The organism is Rhizobium sp. CFBP 8762, from assembly GCF_014841565.1.
GTDB lineage: Bacteria > Pseudomonadota > Alphaproteobacteria > Rhizobiales > Rhizobiaceae > CFBP-8762.
Window position 1 is genome coordinate 118317 of sequence record NZ_JACYUD010000002.1, and the last position, 16943, is coordinate 135259.

Consider the following 16943-nt stretch of genomic DNA (forward strand, 5'->3'; position numbering starts at 1 on the left):
TAATCCAAGAAGATGACGCACCTATAAGGCTCCGACGGAATGACCCCAGACTTTCTCGTAACACATTCCGGCGGCTTTCATGCCGACGAACTTCTATCGAGTGTTGTGCTGACACGCCTGTTTCTGAAGGCGCGCATTGTACGCAGCAGAGCGCCGGAATGGATCACACCCGGCGCAGACCGGATCGTGTATGATGTCGGCGGCGCGTACGATGCAGACGCCCGAATTTTCGATCATCATCAGCGCGGCGCACCCTTGCGGGACGATCTGCAGCCCTACAGTTCCTTTGGTCTGGTGTGGAAACATTACGGTCACGATTACCTGGGTGCTTTATCCGTGCCGGACGAGTATCGGAATGCAATCCACACAGCGTTTGACACCAGCTTTGTATTGCCTGTCGATCTGGTCGACAACGGCAAGCTCAGCCCTGCCAGTGCGGGGCAACTTGCCGGGCTGACGCTGCCCGCGCTTATTGAAACCTTGAAACCCGTTTTTGACGACACCGATCCGGAAGTAGAAGATCGCCGGTTTCACGAAGCGCTGACCATTGCCCGCAGCTTCGTTGAGGCGAGCATTGGCCAGAAAGCGGCCAAACTGCGAGCGGAATCGGTTGTTGAACAGGCCATCCTCAAAGCCGGGCGGAGCCGGATATTGGAACTGCCGATGGGCATGCCCTTCCGCTCTGCCGTGGTGAAGGCAGGGGCCGATCATTTGTTGTTTGTCGTGCATCCGCGCGACAAGGACTGGTGCTTGACCGGAATCCGGCGTGACGAGGAAGGCTTTGAACTACGAGCCGATCTACCCGTCGCATGGGCGGGATTGACCAATGGCGACCTTGAAGCGGTGAGCGGCGTTGTCGGCGCAAGCTTCTGCCACAACGCTCGCTTCATTGCCGCCGCCAAAACCCGCGAAGCGGCCATGGCGATGGCTGAGCGTGCCGTCGCCGAAGCAACGGCAGGCGTGAGCCCCTCCCCGGCGAACCTTTAAACCGGAACTGACGACACCTCATGGCTGCCCGCACTACAGCATCGGGCCGAAAATCTGAATTGATTTTCGGTATGCCTGATGCGTAGATTCAGGGAATTGGAGCGACCTTTGTGCGTCCGAATGGACGCACGGCGCTCTAGCTCCTTGTTTTGTCGCATTGTCCGGACGTGAAAACGAATCCGTTTTCACTGGAAATGCTTTAGTCGCGGTAGATTCCCGTGTCTGCGGCGACACGGCGATAGGCGGCACCTGCGGTAAAGCCGCCGTCGATCACAAAGTCTTCCCCGGTGATAAAGCCTGACGCGTCTGATGCCAGAAACAGCACCAGTTCGGCAATCTCCTCGGGCTTGCCGCTTCGCTTCATCGGGGTCAGGTCAATCATCGGTTTGAGGTGCGGACTGCTGGCATTCAGCCCTGTAACCACGAGGCCGGGGCAAACGGCATTGACACGGATATTCTTTGACACCAATTCCATGGCTGCGCTGCGTGTCAAGCCGCGCAATCCCCATTTGCTTGCCGTGTAGGCGGGGTCATAGTGGCCGGAGTAGCCGCTGTTGGATGAGATATTGACGATAGACCCTCCGCCGCTATCTGCCATAAGCGCGGTTGCCGACTGTATTCCGAGGAACGCGCCGGTCAGATTTACCTTTAGCACCCGCTCCCATGCGGCCAGACCCGTATCCGCGACGGTGCTGCGATTGATAATCCCGGCATTGTTGACGAGAATATCGAGACGATTTTTCCATTCTTTCGCCAACGCAACGACGCCCTCCCAGCTCTGAGGGTCGGTCACATCCAGATACGCGAAACGCGCCTCAAATCCATCCTGTTCCAGGGTTTGCGCAAGGGCACGACCCTCATCCACCAGCACATCCGCGATGATAACGGCCGCTCCTCTGGCGGCAAACAGGCGCGCTTCCGCCTCACCCTGACCCCGTGCGCCGCCGGTAACGAGAGCAAGTTTTCCGCTCAAGTTTGTCATTATAGACCCTCCAAAGCCACGGTTGCCTGGCTCTGCTCACCCAGTCCATCAATTCCAAGCTTGACGGTCTGACCGGGCTTGAGAAAGACGGGCTCCGGCTTGTTTCCCATGCCGACACCCGGCGGTGTGCCGGTGGCGATGATATCGCCCGGCATCAGCGTCATGAACTGGCTGATGTAATGAACCAGAAACGAAACCGGGAAGATCATATTGGACGTGTTGCCGGTCTGGCGGCGCACGCCGTCCACCTCCAGCCACAAATCGAGATTTTGCGGGTCCGGCACCTCATCGCGGGTGACAAGCCATGGCCCGATAGGACCAAACGTATCATGGCTTTTGCCCTTCGTCCATTGGCCGCCGCGCTCGGACTGAAAACTGCGCTCGGACACATCGTTGACGACGCAATAGCCCGCGACATGGTCGAGAGCGTCAGCTTCGCTCACATATTTCGCCTTCTTGCCGATCACCACGCCAAGTTCAACCTCCCAGTCGGTTTTGGAAGATGTCCGGGGAATCTCGATTGCATCATTCGGACCGACAATGGCCGTTGTGGCTTTCATGAACAGGATGGGTTCATCCGGCGGTGCTTTTCCGGTTTCGCGCGCGTGGTCGCTGTAGTTCAGGCCGACGCATATGAATTTGCCAACCCCGGCCACGCAAGCGCCGATGCGCTCCGGCTTGGCCTCTGGCAGGCTTGTCGGATCGAGCGCGCGCAGACTGGCCAGCGCGTTTTCACCCAGATGAGAGCCGGACACATCCGGTATGACGGTGGAGAGATCACGGATCGTGCCATTATTGTCGAGGAGTGCAGGCTTTTCGGCCCCCGGCAAACCGTATCGTAACAGCTTCATAGTGCTCTCCGGAACCCGGTGAGCGTCGCGTCATCCACATCCGGAAGATTGACAACGATGTTGTCGGGCGTGCGGGTCGTCAGCCATATCAGGTCGTCGGTGGTGGACATGTTGACCTCCACATGCGGCCAGTTGGGCGGCACGAAGATGAAATCGCCCTCCTCCATGTCGAGAAACTCCTGATAGTTTTCGCCAAAGTAAATGCGCGCTTTGCCATGCAGAACATACCCTCCGGTTTCGGCCTCGCCATGATGGTGCGGCAGGGATCGATAGCCCGGCTCGTTCGATACCTTGCCAAACCAGATTTTGGTGGCCGGTGTGTGCTGTGGGCTAACGCCTGAAACGCGCACGCAACCGCCCGATTGACCGGTTCCTGTGTCTTCCTGCCCCTTGCGCGTGATAACTGGACGCACTGTCTCACTCATAAATGTCTCCTTCCCCGGAGTTTGTATTCTGTGGCTGTCAGTCCGGCACCACGGCCAATGCCTGAATTTCGATCTTCGCGCGGTCTTCCATCAACGCGACCACCTGAACGGCGGCCATCGGCGGGAAGTGCCGCCCAATAATCTCGCGGTAAATGGCACCGATTTCCTTCATGCGGGATTTGTAGGCATCGCGGTCCGTGAAATACCAGGTCATCTGAATAAGATGCTCCGGCCGCGCCTCGGCAGCTTCCAGCACACTGACAATATTAAGAAGCGCTTGACGAACCTGATCAACGTAATCATCGGAATGAAACTGGCAGTTTTCGTCCCAGCCAATCTGGCCGCCAACCTGCACGATACGTCCGCGCGCGCTGATACCGTTGGAGTAGCCGACCGGTTTGGCCCAGCCATCGGGCTGGATAATCTCATGCATCATGTCTTGGCTCCAGATAACGTGTCAGGCCCGCCTTGATATCGTCTGGCCAGGGGTGGGATTTGTGGTCGGCAAGTGAGGTCAGGACAATGCGTTGGCGAACGGTCCAGATGACCTCTCCAGCGACCGTTACAATCGTTTCAAGATCGAGCGATGCCCGGCCAATGGCGCGCACATGGACAGCAAAATCCAGCACATCGCCATAGACAGCAGGCTTCTTGAATTCCAGATTCAAGGTCACGGTCGGCAGGCCGAAGCGCCGCTCGAACATGATTTCCTTCCATGTGACACCAAATGAGGCAAACATCGCCTCGTTTACATCCACCAGCATGGATAAATAGGCCGGGTGATAGGCGATCCCGGTCAGGTCGCAGTCGCCGAAGCGCATGGGTTTGGCCAGTGTAAACGGCATGAATGTTCCCTTCCAGTAATCTTAACCGGCCATGACTTCGCCGCCCGCCACCACAACAGCCTGCCCCGTCACAGCATTGGCACCGGGTGACGCCAACCATAAAACGGTGTGGGCCACTTCCTGCGGTGTAATCAGCCGCTTCTGTGGGTTGGCTTTCGTAAATTCGGCAAGTACGTCATCGAAGCTGCGTCCGGACTTCTGCATGATTGTCTCAATCGACCGGCGGAGGAGCGGCGTATCGGTGAAGCCGGGGCATACCGCATTGACGGTGACGCCCTTGTCCGCCAGTTCCAGCGCCAGGGCGCGGGTCAGGCCAATAACGCCATGCTTGGCAGCGCAATAGGCCGATACATAGGCATAGCCCGTCAAACCCGCTGTCGAGGCGATATTAATGATGCGCGCACCCTGATCGGATGATTTGAGATAAGGTAAGGCTGCCTGTGTCACATGAAAAACACCGGACAGATCAACGGCCAATACCTGCGACCACATCTGCGCCGTTGTTTTTTCGAACGGGGCGGATGGCGCCTCCCCGGCGTTGTTGATGAGAATGGAGACGGGGCCGAAGACATCGTGCGCCTTGTCCATTCCGTCAGCAATCGAAGCAGGGTCCGTCACGTCGAAGCCGCTGACAACGCATGTGCTACCGTCAATATCGTCTGCCAGACGGTGCAGTGGCTCCTTTTTGCGCCCTGCCAGCGTAACATGGGCCCCGGCCTCGGCCAGCATGTGTGCAATGGCCGTGCCGATGCCACCGGAGGCACCGGTGACGAGAGCATGGCGGCCCGAAAGCATCGTTTGCGCGTTCATCAGTGCCTCACTTACCCGCACTGGCGCGGTCAAGATTGGCTTCGTACTGAGATTTTGCTGATTGATACTGCCTGGGCCAATCTACGGACTTCAGGCCGATCTTTGCCGCCTCATGCAACACCCATGCGGCATCAGCCAGATGCGGGCGGGCTACCGCACATAGATCGGCACGTCCGGCGGAGATGATGGAATTGGCGTGATCGGCTTCCGAAATCGCACCGACAGCGATTGTCGGGATACCCACCTCATTGCGAATTCGATCCGAGAATGGCGTCTGGAACAGACGCCCGTACACGGGTTTTTCGGCCTTGGATACCTGACCCGACGAGCAGTCTATGACATCAGCACCGGCCTCTTTGAACATGCGGGCAAATATGGCGGCATCATCCGCTGTATTTCCGCCCTCCGTCCAGTCATGGCAGGACAAGCGCACGGAAATTGGCTTGTCGGCCGGCCAGACAGCGCGAACCGCCTTGAACACGTCCAACGGGAAGCGGGCGCGATTTTCGTGAGAGCCGCCGTACGCGTCGTCTCGAATGTTCGTCAAGGGAGAGAGGAAACTCGACAGCAGATAGCCATGGGCGCAGTGCAGTTCCAGCCAGTCAGCGCCGGTGCGTGCGGCAAGCTCGGTGGAGCGGACGAAATCCGCCAGCACCCGATCCATATCGGCCCGGTCCATCGCTTTCGGCACTGCACTGCCGGGCAGGTACGGAAGCGTAGAGGCTGAGATCAGCGGCCAGCCGCCCTCTTCCAAGGGCTGGTCTATGCCGTCCCAAGCGCGTTTCGTCGCGCCCTTGCGACCGGCATGGCCAAGCTGGATGCCGACCTTCGCATCGCTATGGCCATGGGTGAAATCGACAAAACGCTGCCAGCCGGCCAGTTGGCTCTCCTCCCACAGGCCAAGGCAACCGGGCGTGATGCGTGCATCAGGCGAAACACAGGTCATTTCGGCAAACACCAGACCCGCGCCCCCCAAAGCACGTGCACCCAGATGCACCATATGAAAATCATCCAGAATCCCGTCGGTGGCCGAGTACATGGCCATGGGCGAGACGACGATACGGTTGGCAAGGGTCGTGCCACGCACGGTGTAAGGCGTAAACATGGGCGGAAGGCAGCGCTCGTTTTCGGTGACGGTCAGCCCTGCCTGTCGCGCAAACCAGTGTTCATAGCCTTCCAGCCAGGTTTTATCGCGCAAGCGCAGGTTTTCATGGCTGATGCGCTGCGACCGCGTCAGCATGGAATACATGAACTGTTCGGGCTCGAACGTATCCGCATAACGTGCGCCCACTACCTCAAACCACTCCATGGCATTGCGCGCAGCGTTTTGAATGCGCGCCACATCGACACGGCGAATGTCTTCATAGGTTTTCAAAACAGCTGAAATGCTCTGCGCACCGTGTCCGGCCTTATTGAACTGGTTTGCCAGTTCAATAGCGTCATCAATGGCCAGTTTGGTGCCCGAACCGATGGCAAAATGCGCGGTATGGGCGGCATCCCCCATCAGCACCACATGGGACTGTCCGTTGAAATGACTCCAGGTTCCGCAAATCAAGCGGTGGAAATTCAGCCATGCGCTTCCGCGCAAATGGCGTGCATTGGTCATCAGGCTTGCGCCATCCAGCACATCGGCAAACAGATTTTCGCAAAAGGCAATGGAAGCGTCCTGCTCCATGTCGCCCAGCCCGTGCGCCTGATAGGCTTCTTCGGTTGTTTCTACGATGAAGGTCGAGGTGTTCTCGTCGAACTTGTAGATATGGGCTTGAAACCAGCCGTGGTCGGTCCGGCGAAAATCGAATGTAAAGGCATCGAACAACTTGTTGGTGCCAAGCCAGATAAAGCGATTGGGACGCGTTACCATATCCGGCTGAAAGACCTCGGCATACCGGTTGCGGATACGTGAGTTCACACCATCAGACGCGATGACCAGATCGGCATCGGGGAAATCCAGATCGCTGTCTGCCTCGGTTTCAAAGACAAGGTCCACGCCCAACGCTTCACAGCGCCGCTGCAGAATGTTCAGCAGTTTTTTCCGTCCGATACCAACGAAACCATGCCCACTGGTGCGCTGGCGCGTTCCTTTGAACAGAACCTCGATATCGTCCCAATGGTTGAAGGATTGCCGGATTTCCTCAGCGCTGTCGCGGTCCCACTGCAGCATGGACACCATCGTCGCATCAGAAAAGACGACGCCCCAGCCGAAGGTATCGTAAGGGCGGTTGCGTTCGACAACCTTGATCTCATGCGCAGGATGCAGCTTTTTCATCAACAGTGCGAAATAGAGTCCCGCAGGCCCGCCGCCTATACAAACGATACGCATATTCCCCTCCGAAGCATTATTATTTTAAGTTTAAAATATAATCGTAGGCCGCACGTCGTCAAGCGCTAAAATAACTAGAGATGACGCCCCGGCTTGAAACCTTTGAAATTTCAATTAATTAATTCGGCGAGGATAACGGCGTGGATCATTTGATGAGCGAGATTGAGAGCGGTGCGCTGGATCTGGAATTCATTCTGGATGAGGCTAACAAGCAACAGAAGCCGGAGCTGCGGCTGTGGTTGCGTATGCTCTCGACCACAAAGCTGATTTCTCAGGAAATTCGCCGCCGCCTTCGCGCAGAATTTTCCGCGACCTTGCCGCAGTTCGATCTTCTGGCCCAGCTCTACCGCGAACCGGATGGCTTGCGATTGGGGGAACTGTCAAAACGGACGATGGTGACGAACGGCAATGTCACAGGGCTGGTGGAACGGCTGGAGCAGGATGGTCTGGTCAAACGCGAAACACCAGACGGGGACCGTCGCGTGACTGTTGCCCGGCTGACCGAGCGCGGAACCGAATATTTCAGTGCGATGGCTGAGGCGCACGAGCGCTGGCTGAAAGATCTGATGGCGGATGTGGATCACGCGACCGTCGATACAATGCTGACCGACGTGAACCGACTGAAGAAATCAGCGGGTAACCATCTCTCCGGTAGCTGACATCAAGCCATCAGTGTTTGCGTGAGCGGATGGTGCGCGTCAGCCAGGCCGTTAAGAACACTGAAATGGTGGCGGTCCGGCTCCTCCACATGGCACGTCTGCGCGCCAAGACCCAGCCAAATGTTGGATAGAAGGGCCGACTGACGCCGAAACTCTGCGCGCTCTGCGCCACCGACCCATGTGGTCAGCCGTGCGCCAGCCATCGGCTCCAGCAATGCCGGGCTTTCGCGGAGCGCCTCGTCATCATCGATCCCGATCGTAGCGTTCATATCGGTTTTCATCAGAGGTCGTAGATCGTGTAATCCCGACAGGGACACGACATGGGCAATCCGGTCGCGAACATTCGCTGGCAGGGGTGATGTCCGGGTGATCATGCGCGTTGCCAGATGCCCACCAGCGGAATGGCCGATCAACCGTAACGAACCCGCAATCCGTGCGGCTGCCGCCTCAACCGCTTTGCCAATTTCCTGCGTGATATCAGCAAGGCGGACTTGTGGGCAGAGCGAGTAGGACGGCATGGCGACCGAATAGCCATGCGCAAGTGGCCCGGCCGCAAAATGCGACCAGAAACTGTGATCCGATGCCAGCCAATAGCCACCATGGACAAACACAACCAGCCCCTGTGGCGTTCCTTCCGGCATAAACAGGTCGTAGGCATGGCGCTGCCCTTCCCCATACCGCAACCCCAACAGGGCGCGGCGGGAGGCGCTTAGTTGCTCGCGAAATGCTCTGGCAGGCTCCACCCAGGCATCCGGCCACCGGTCTCCACCGGCAATATTCGTAGTATTGGCATAGGCATTGTTCCAGTCCGAAATAGCGTGCAGCATGGCATCCCCCTAGCCCCATAGTGGTGCGGCAAATTTATCATACGCTCAAAACTTTAAGCTTGAAACAATTACTCTTCAATGCAATTCTTTTATTAGCGATGGCCGGAATGGCCACACAGAGGGAATGGGTAGCGGCTGTCAAACGCCGCCAGCCAATGATTCAACAACTGGATTGTGGGAACATATCAATGCTGGGACCAACAGGGCATGTGGACACGTTTGCGCGCGATCATCTTCCGCCGGCCGAACAATGGCCGGTTATGCGGCTGGAAGGTTTTGATTATCCGGAATGGGTGAATGCGGGGGTTGAACTGACCGACCGCATGGTGGAGCGCGGTTTTGGCGACCACACCGCCCTTATCGGCAATGGTCGTTTACGCACGTACAAAGAATTGACCGATTGGACAAACCGGCTGGCAAACGTGCTGGTGCAGGATTACGGCATCAAGCCCGGAAACCGGGTTATGATCCGCTCTGCCAACAATCCGGCTATGGTGGCCTGTTGGCTTGCCGCAACAAAGGCTGGCGCCGTGGTGGTGAACACCATGCCCATGCTGCGCGCTGGCGAGCTTGCAAAAATTGTCGATAAGGCCGAAATTGCTTTGGCCCTTTGCGATACCAGGCTGATGGACGACATGGTCACCTGCGCCAAGGATAGCCAATTTTTAAAACAGGTGGTTGGCTTCGACGGTACGGCGAACCATGACGCCGAACTGGACCGCGCCGCGCTGAACAAATCCGTGCGCTTTACAGCGCCTCGAACCGGCCGCGACGATGTTGCGCTTCTGGGGTTCACCTCTGGCTCAACAGGCGTTCCCAAAGCTACCATGCATTTCCACCGTGATATTCTTATCATCGCGGACGGTTATGCGCGCGAAGTGCTGGGTGTCATGCCCGATGATGTGTTTGTGGGATCGCCGCCGCTGGCCTTTACCTTTGGCCTCGGGGGGCTGGCCGTATTTCCGTTGCGGTTTGGCGCGTCGGCGGCGCTGCTGGAAAACGCAACGCCGCCCAATATGATTGACATCATTCAGCGATACCGCGCGACCATCAGCTTCACCGCGCCGACGGCCTATCGCGCCATGCTGGCGGCCATGGAGGCTGGCGCGGATCTCTCGTCGCTCCGGATTGCCGTCTCAGCCGGTGAAACCTTGCCGGCTCCTGTGTTTTCTGAATGGATGCAGAAAACCGGAAAGCCGATCATAGACGGTATCGGCTCCACGGAAATGCTGCATATCTTCCTGTCGAATCGTCTTGATGATCTGAAACCCGGTTGCACCGGACGTCCCCTGACTGGCTATGAGGCGAAGGTCGTCAATGATGACATGCAGGAAGTGCCGCGCGGCACCGTTGGCAAGCTCGTTGTGCGGGGGCCGGTTGGCTGCCGCTATCTGTCCGATGAGAGGCAGGCTGAATATGTCCGGGATGGCTGGAATGTGACCGGCGACAGCTTCGTTCAGGATGAGGACGGATATTTCCACTTCTCCGCCCGGTGCGATGATATGATCGTTTCGGCGGGCTATAATATTGCCGGGCCGGAGGTGGAAGCCGCCCTTCTGGCCCATCCGCATGTGCGCGAATGTGCCGTGATCGGTGCGCCGGATGGCGAGCGCGGCTTTATCGTGCAGGCCCATATTGTACTGGCACCGGAAGCAGTTGCCTCCGAGCTGACGATGAAACTGTTGCAGGATCATGTGAAGGCGTTGATTGCGCCGTATAAGTATCCGCGTTCCATCGTGTTCTGTGACGCTCTGCCCCGCACCGAATCCGGTAAGCTCCAGCGTTTTCGTCTGCGGCAAACAATTCACGCCTGATCCATTGCCTGAAAGCGCAAAACCCGCGCACTGATCATGTGCGCGGGTTTTTCGTTGTCCTCTTGTTATCTTACGAGGGAACGTTCTGCGGGGGTGATACCTGAACGGCTGCCCGCTTGACGTAGACCGCGTACAACAACATTAGAACAAGTAGGAACGGGACTCCGAAGATCAGGGTCATTTTGAAGGCGGGCGTGAAGGCGGTTGTTACGAGAACACCCACCATCAGCGCGAGGCCGAGCAGTGTCGCATAGGGAAAGCCCCACATGCGGAATGACAGGGTTTTGTTGTGTTTGCTATGATACTGCCGGAAGCGGAGATGCGTGTAGAAGATCATAACCCATGTAAACAAAGCCCCGAACATGGAGATAGCCATCATTAACGTGAACGAGTGATCCGGCATCACAATGCTGACCAACGTTGCGAACGCCACGCCAATGCAGGACACGGCCAGCGCATTGAGCGGCACGCCATTGCGGCTAAGTTTACCCATGGCACGCGGGGCAAATCCGCCGCGCGACAGGCTGAACATCATGCGGGTGGTGGTATAGAACTGGCTGTTCATGGCGGATAGTGCCGCGACCAGAATGACGAAGTTGATAACGCCACTTGCGCCGGGAATACCAAGATCCTGCATAACGGTGACAAACGGGCTTTGGGCACCCTTGCCCGACTGGTTCCAAGGGACGATCGCGAGAATGAGCGTCAGGGTCGCCAGATAAAAGATAACCAGCCGCACAATGGTTGCGCGAAACGCTTTTCGAACTGCGACTTCCGCGTTTTCCGCCTCGCCTGCTGCTACAGCAATCATTTCAATGCCGAGATAGCTAAATATAGCAATAATGACGGCGACCCATACCCCCGATAGGCCAAACGGCAGCAGACCATTGTCGACTGTGTAGTTGTGAAAGCCGTACTGTGGCGATCCGCTGCCGAAGACGAGGTAGGCGCCAAGAATGAGAAAGCCGATGATGGCGCTGACCTTGATGGCGGAAAACCAATACTCAAAGTGTCCGAATGTTTTCACACTGAATGCATTCACCAGAATAAGTGCGGCGGAGAAGGACATGATCCATATCCAGCCGGGAACGGTTGGAAACCAGAACTTCATATAGATGGCCACCGCGGTCACTTCTGTTCCAACCGCCAGCACCACCGCTGCCCAATAGGCATACCGCACCAGAAACCCGGCGAGCGGCCCGACATAATATTCTGCATAGGCTCCAAACGAACCAGATGTCGGGTGCGCAACCGTCATTTCCGCAAGGCATCCCATCAACAGCAGCGAGATCAGCGCGCCAATGCCATAGCTGATTAGGACGCCCGGACCGGCATAGCCAATTGCAAAGCTGCTGCCCATGAACAAGCCGGTACCAACAGCGCCGCCTATGGCGATCATGCTCATCTGGCCCGCTGTCAACTGCCGTTTCAGCCCGACCTCCCGGTCCGCTATGGTTTGAAATTGTGTTTTTTCTGTCATTGCATTCCCCTTCTTCTGTTTTTGCCCACAGGTGCTCAATCACCGTCGGTCCCAATTCCGTCGGTGGTTGAAGTTGGTTGCTGTTCTGATTGTTGATCAGGTAACGGCGTTGCGCTCAGCGTACCGAGCGTCGCGCCAGCTCTCACGATCCAGTATATCGGTCAGGATGTCGACGGCGTCCCACACTTCGGTGAACGTCGTATAAAGGGGCGTCAGGCCGAACCGCATGATTTTCGGCTCTCTGTAATCCCCGATCACGCCGCGATCTGCCAAGGCCCGAATAACCTCATAACCGTTCTCATGCTCAAAGCTGACGTGACTTCCACGGTGCTTATGATTCAGCGGCGTTACCAGTTTTACGGGATGATGGGCGCAGCGCTCCTGCGCACAGGCAAAGAAGAGATCGGTGAGCGCCAACGACTTTTCCCGCAGCGCGTTCATGCTGGTTTTTGCAAAGCTCTCCAGCCCGCACTCTACGAGAGACAGGGATACAATCGGTTGCGTCCCGCACAGGAACTGCTCAATGCCGCGTGAGGCCTCGTAGCCCGGCTTCATGGCGAAAGGTTTGGCATGGCTCCACCAACCCGTCAGGGGCTGGCGCACCAGAGGCAGAAGCTGTGGGGACACCCAGACAAAAGCTGGTGCTCCTGGCCCGCCATTTAAGTATTTATAGGTGCAGCCGATGGCAAAGTCCGCTTGCGCGCCTTTGAGATCAACCGGTACAGCGCCTGCTGAATGGGCCAGATCCCATATGGTCAGCGCGCCATTATCATGCGCCAGTTTGGTCAGGGCCGCAATATCGTGCATGTAGCCTGACTTGTAGTTGACCTGCGTGATCATCATCACGGCCACGTCGGTGGTCATCGCGTTTGCGATCTCGTCGGGATGATCAACGAGCTTCAGCGTGTAGCCCCGGTCGAGAAGATCGGAGAGCCCTTCCGCCATGTACAAATCGGAAGGAAAATTGCTTGTTTCCGAAAGGATCACGCGGGCGTTGGATCCACGTTCGGTTTGAAGCTGCAACGCTGCCGCCAGCACTTTGAACAGATTGATGGATGTGGTGTCCGTGACAACAACCTCACCTGCTCCCGCTCCAATTAAAGGCGCGATCTTGTCGCCCAGATGCGTGCTTAAACGGTGCCAGCCCGCATCGTTCCAACTGCTGACAAGACCCCGGCCCCATTCCTGATCAACGACCTGCGTAGCACGCGCCAACGCGGCCCTAGGTCGCGGCCCGAGGGAATTTCCATCGAGATAGATCAGCCCATCAGGCAATACAAAATCATTGCGTAGTGCCGCAAGCGGATCAAGCGCATCCATCTTCTGGCAATCGTCTCTGCTCAGCATTGTTTTTCTACCTCTCAAAGATATGTTCGTTTTACGCGGCGAGCGAAACAGCTTTGCCCTACAATTCGGTTCTAACCCGCCAAAGCTCGGGAAAGAGTTCGACCTCCAGCATCCGGCGCAGATAAGATGCGCCACCGGTGCCGCCCGTGCCGCGCTTCATGCCGATAATGCGCTCAACCGTCGTGACGTGATTGAAACGCCAGCGTCTGAAATAATCCTCAAAATCCACCAGTTTTTCGGCCAGTTCGTACAGCGGCCAGTAGCGTTTGGGGTTCCGATACACCTCACCCCACGCAGCCAGCAGTTTGTCGCTCGACGCCCGCGTCCCTGCAATCTCGCTGCCGGGACGTTCATCGCCGACATCCAGCCCATTGCGGGCAAGAAGATAAATTGCTTCCTGATAAATGCTGGGTTCAGCCAGAATTTTATTCAGTTCGCGGGTGATGTGCGGATCGTGTTCGTGCGGCTTCAACATAGAAAGGTTGCGGTTGCCTGCCAGAAACTCAATGGCGCGATATTGCCACGATTGAAAGCCGGAGGACTGGCCGAGCGAGTCACGAAACATGGTGTATTCGCTTGGCGTCATCGTTCTCAGCACGTCCCACGCACTGTTCAACTGCTCGAAAATGCGGGCAACCCGCATGAGCATTTTAAACGCTGGTTGCAGATCATCGGCACGAATGGCGAGACAGGCCGCCCGCATCTCGTGCAAGGCCAGATGCATCCACAATTCTGACGTCTGGTGCTGAATGATGAAGAGCAACTCGTCATGCGCGTTCGAAAGAGGCCCTTGCGCGGCTAGTATTTTTTCAAGCTGCAGGTAGTTCGAGTAGGACATCCGCTCACGGAAATCCATTTGCGCTCCTTGATGCGCAGCCTGATCAGATACGTCCATTGTTCCCTCACGCAGCACTCCTGTATTTGCTTCGGGTGCCGTTCTGAATCTTAAGTTTTCACAATGGCGCAATTATTTCAAGCATAAAATATATTGCTCTAATCAAGTGTAATGAGCAGCCACGTTGAGCCGTTCATGAGTCTCATTCGCTATGTATGCGCTATGAGATGACAGAATATCCCGCGCTTGCAGCCTTGGCTTCAAGCTCCACTATGCTGTCATAAGCAGAATCGGGCAGGATCTGAAAACCAACCAGCGAGAGTGTGTCGCGCGTGGCAGCCAACGAAGGTGCGACGCTGGCGTCCTGAAAGATCTGTTGAAGGATGGCAACGTCGTCATCGGTTGCATCGCCACGGGTGATGAACGGTAGTCCGGGTATTTTCGCGGTTTAAGCGAGAATTCGAACATGGCTCAATCGTTCGGGATCGAAACGTCGTATGTTTCCAAATGTCACACAGTCAATCGCCGCCACATCAGTCTGGCCTGTCGCGACTGATTCAATGCTGTGCACATGCCCGCCGGTTTTGATCACCTCGGAGAAAAAATGGCCGTCCATTGCCAACGGTGCGATGGCGGCCCGCAAGACATTCATGCCGGAATTGCTGGCATCGTCATTAATCGCCACACGGCTGTTGCGCATGTCGCTGAGTTCGCCAGCCTTTTGATCACGTCTTGTGATGATGAAGCTGCACTGCAGCGGGCCTTCGCAACCAGCATGATTATAAATCGGTGTTGCGACCAGCCTCACGCGGCCCCGCAAGGATGTGACATAGGGATAGCCGCAGGTCTGCGACAACAAAAGGTCGGGATGCAACCATGCTGCATCGTGCGCGATATTCCTGTCGAGTTCACGGGGAATGTCTACCATCCCAATGTCCGTCAACCGACCTTGGATGAAGCGCCACAGTTCACCAGTAGCATCCGCCAGTTCTGGCGGTTGTACATACATGGCAAGGCTGGCCAGTCGCATGTCCGTGCTCTCTCTGCTTGTACCTAAACCAAACGCATGTCAGCGTGCTCATTTGGGGTTACAGCTTCGTCAAGGCTATGGGAAGAACTCTGTGTCGGATGCACTGGCTGATCATGCGGCTTCACCAGAAACCGACGGATAACATCGGAATATCCATTATAGACCAGTCCACCGTTACGGGCGACGAGATCGTCGCGATGGCTTCGGTAAACCATCGGCAAATTGTACCATGAAATGCCGGGACGCAGGTGATGCAGCACATGCAGATTGTTGTGCAGATAAAGAAGGCCGAGAACGCGGCTGTTTTCCACAATCGCGGTTCGCTCCTCATGACTTTCGGAATACTTATGTTCGGCAAACGATCTGAGCCGCGTCAAAGACGCGCCGAGATAAACAAATCCGAAAATATAAAGCCAAAGCGGCATGTCACAAATTAAGAGCACCCATACCAGAACGACAGCAACACCTGCCAAATGCCAGAGCCATTTCTTCAGCTGACCCGGCTCGCCATGGCGGATCAGGTGGTATTCGCTGACCAGAAAACTGAGGATCATGACAGCGGGGCCAATCGTCAGGCGGCCGAGAAGGGTCATGTTCCAATTCGCCAGTGTACGCCCGATCAGCCCGAGTTTTTCCCAGGCAGCCAGCGTCACATATGACGACTCCGGGTCCTCGATCGGATCGGTCAAATGCTCGTCATGGTGATGGATAAGATGGCTGTCGCGGTAGATGCGATAGGGTAACCACAGCGACAAAGGCGCAAAACCGATCGCATCGTTTAGAGACTGGATGCGGGTCGGGTGGTTATGAATAACCTCATGTTGCAGCGATCCCTGCCACGCGACGAGCCAGCCGCCCAGGGCAACAACCAATGGCAGAGGCAGCGCCGCCCACCAGAAGGTAACGCTCAGAAAACCACCGTAAATGAAGACAGCCAAGAACACCGTTGGCCATTCTATTCGGTGCTCGACCCGTGTTGAGAAAAGCGTGTACCGCGCAGGTCGTCCCATGTGTATCTCTCCAAATCAGTAAAATCTTATGGGGATAGCGGGAAAACGAACACGCATTCGAAACTGTATTTCGAGCGAAGCTTAGAATTTTTGAGCGGATTTTGCTGCGACAACATTCTTGTTTCGCTACGCATCCTAAGCCGTGCACTTGGCGTGCCCTGACTACGGCATCGGAAAAATCTGCCGATAGCTTCGGCAAATGAGTCGCTCCAGCCGTTCCTCTTCCGAAGGTTCCATAGCGACGCGGCTCCTGACGGCGATACCAATGGACATGAGATCGCGCTGCAAATTGCTGGCAACATAGCGAAGCGACCTGTTGGTCTTTGGAAACTGCGAAATAATAGCAGCAACGCAGGAGGGATCTCCGGACAGCAAATCAAAAAGAAGCAGTTCGTCACTCCTTAACCATTCGCTGCAGCTGTTGCCGTCATCGCTTTTCGTCACGGCTCGAAAGAGCGCGTAGAATTGGTCAAGCAACGGAAACACTATGTTGTCGCGATAGCGCACCGCTATGCGATGCTCCGCAATCGCCTGTGTTGGTCCATCATGGCGCCATAAGCGATAGATCTGGATGAACACAAGTTCCCAGTGGTGAAGATCGCAAATCGAAACCTGCGTCATGTCTGCCCCGCAACGACATTCAAGCAACATACCGCTTTAAACAGGAAATAATTCGGTATTAAATTAGGCTTGACGCCCATATATGTTGGATATAGAGGCA

At 56.3% G+C, this 16943-nt stretch carries 17 protein-coding genes; 3 read left to right on the forward strand and 14 right to left on the reverse strand.

All coding sequences use genetic code 11. The annotated features are described in order from the left end of the window. Positions 1-39: 39 nt before the first annotated feature. Entirely contained in the window at positions 40-987 is a 948-nt protein-coding gene (locus IFT84_RS05760; RefSeq protein ID WP_192117722.1) for an MYG1 family protein, read from the forward strand. Between the two features lie 199 nt (positions 988-1186). On the opposite strand, the gene IFT84_RS05765 is transcribed toward IFT84_RS05760, so the two are convergent. From IFT84_RS05765 to IFT84_RS05795, 7 genes are read right to left on the reverse strand one after another with little or no spacing between them, the layout of a single operon-like run. Next, entirely contained in the window at positions 1187-1969 is a 783-nt protein-coding gene (locus IFT84_RS05765) for an SDR family NAD(P)-dependent oxidoreductase (RefSeq protein WP_192117723.1), read from the reverse strand. After that, positions 1969-2820 carry a fumarylacetoacetate hydrolase family protein gene (locus IFT84_RS05770; protein WP_192117724.1) on the reverse strand — a complete coding sequence of 284 codons (852 nt, stop codon included), beginning with the start codon at positions 2818-2820 and terminating at the stop codon, positions 1969-1971. The genes IFT84_RS05765 and IFT84_RS05770 overlap by 1 nt, the downstream gene beginning before the upstream one ends. After that, positions 2817-3245: a cupin domain-containing protein gene (locus IFT84_RS05775; protein ID WP_192117725.1), complete on the reverse strand. Its 429-nt coding sequence runs from the start codon at positions 3243-3245 to the stop codon at positions 2817-2819. The genes IFT84_RS05770 and IFT84_RS05775 overlap by 4 nt, the downstream gene beginning before the upstream one ends. A 37-nt stretch (positions 3246-3282) precedes the next feature. Further along, positions 3283-3678, reverse strand: coding sequence for a RidA family protein (locus tag IFT84_RS05780; protein WP_192118290.1), 396 nt, complete (start codon positions 3676-3678; stop codon positions 3283-3285). After that, positions 3671-4090 carry an acyl-CoA thioesterase gene (locus IFT84_RS05785; RefSeq protein ID WP_192117726.1) on the reverse strand — a complete coding sequence of 140 codons (420 nt, stop codon included), beginning with the start codon at positions 4088-4090 and terminating at the stop codon, positions 3671-3673. Before IFT84_RS05785 ends, IFT84_RS05780 begins: the two co-directional genes overlap by 8 nt. Before the next feature lie 21 nt (positions 4091-4111). Beyond that, a complete protein-coding gene (locus tag IFT84_RS05790) occupies positions 4112-4900 on the reverse strand; it encodes an SDR family NAD(P)-dependent oxidoreductase (protein ID WP_192117727.1) in 789 nt (262 codons plus the stop codon). 7 nt (positions 4901-4907) lie between these two features. Beyond that, positions 4908-7220 carry a bifunctional salicylyl-CoA 5-hydroxylase/oxidoreductase gene (locus IFT84_RS05795; protein ID WP_192117728.1) on the reverse strand — a complete coding sequence of 771 codons (2313 nt, stop codon included), beginning with the start codon at positions 7218-7220 and terminating at the stop codon, positions 4908-4910. 152 nt (positions 7221-7372) lie between these two features. On the opposite strand from IFT84_RS05795, the gene IFT84_RS05800 reads away from it, so the two are divergent. Continuing rightward, a complete protein-coding gene (locus IFT84_RS05800; RefSeq protein ID WP_192117729.1) occupies positions 7373-7879 on the forward strand; it encodes a MarR family winged helix-turn-helix transcriptional regulator in 507 nt (168 codons plus the stop codon). A gap of 2 nt (positions 7880-7881) precedes the next feature. Here the strand turns inward: IFT84_RS05800 and IFT84_RS05805 are convergent, their stop codons facing one another. Beyond that, a complete protein-coding gene (locus IFT84_RS05805) occupies positions 7882-8706 on the reverse strand; it encodes an alpha/beta hydrolase (RefSeq protein ID WP_192117730.1) in 825 nt (274 codons plus the stop codon). A gap of 188 nt (positions 8707-8894) precedes the next feature. Here IFT84_RS05805 and IFT84_RS05810 point away from each other — a divergent pair, with 188 nt between their 5' ends. After that, positions 8895-10520: an AMP-binding protein gene (locus IFT84_RS05810; protein ID WP_192117731.1), complete on the forward strand. Its 1626-nt coding sequence runs from the start codon at positions 8895-8897 to the stop codon at positions 10518-10520. A 70-nt stretch (positions 10521-10590) separates the two neighbouring features. Here IFT84_RS05810 and IFT84_RS05815 read toward each other — a convergent pair whose 3' ends face one another. The 6 genes from IFT84_RS05815 to IFT84_RS05840 form a co-directional block, all read right to left on the reverse strand. Further along, positions 10591-12000, reverse strand: coding sequence for an amino acid permease (locus IFT84_RS05815; protein WP_192117732.1), 1410 nt, complete (start codon positions 11998-12000; stop codon positions 10591-10593). Positions 12001-12096: 96 nt separating this feature from the next. After that, positions 12097-13347, reverse strand: a complete 1251-nt coding sequence (gene kynU, locus IFT84_RS05820; protein WP_192117733.1) for a kynureninase — start codon at positions 13345-13347, stop codon at positions 12097-12099. Between the two features lie 58 nt (positions 13348-13405). Next, positions 13406-14242, reverse strand: coding sequence for a tryptophan 2,3-dioxygenase (gene kynA / locus IFT84_RS05825; RefSeq protein ID WP_244651111.1), 837 nt, complete (start codon positions 14240-14242; stop codon positions 13406-13408). Positions 14243-14630: 388 nt separating this feature from the next. Then, positions 14631-15212 (reverse strand): phosphate/phosphite/phosphonate ABC transporter substrate-binding protein, encoded by a 582-nt coding sequence (locus IFT84_RS05830; RefSeq protein ID WP_342212838.1) that lies wholly within the window; start codon positions 15210-15212, stop codon positions 14631-14633. A 23-nt stretch (positions 15213-15235) separates the two neighbouring features. Beyond that, positions 15236-16222, reverse strand: coding sequence for a fatty acid desaturase (locus IFT84_RS05835; protein ID WP_192117734.1), 987 nt, complete (start codon positions 16220-16222; stop codon positions 15236-15238). Between the two features lie 162 nt (positions 16223-16384). Next, positions 16385-16843: a hypothetical protein gene (locus tag IFT84_RS05840; protein ID WP_192117735.1), complete on the reverse strand. Its 459-nt coding sequence runs from the start codon at positions 16841-16843 to the stop codon at positions 16385-16387. Positions 16844-16943 lie beyond the last annotated feature (100 nt).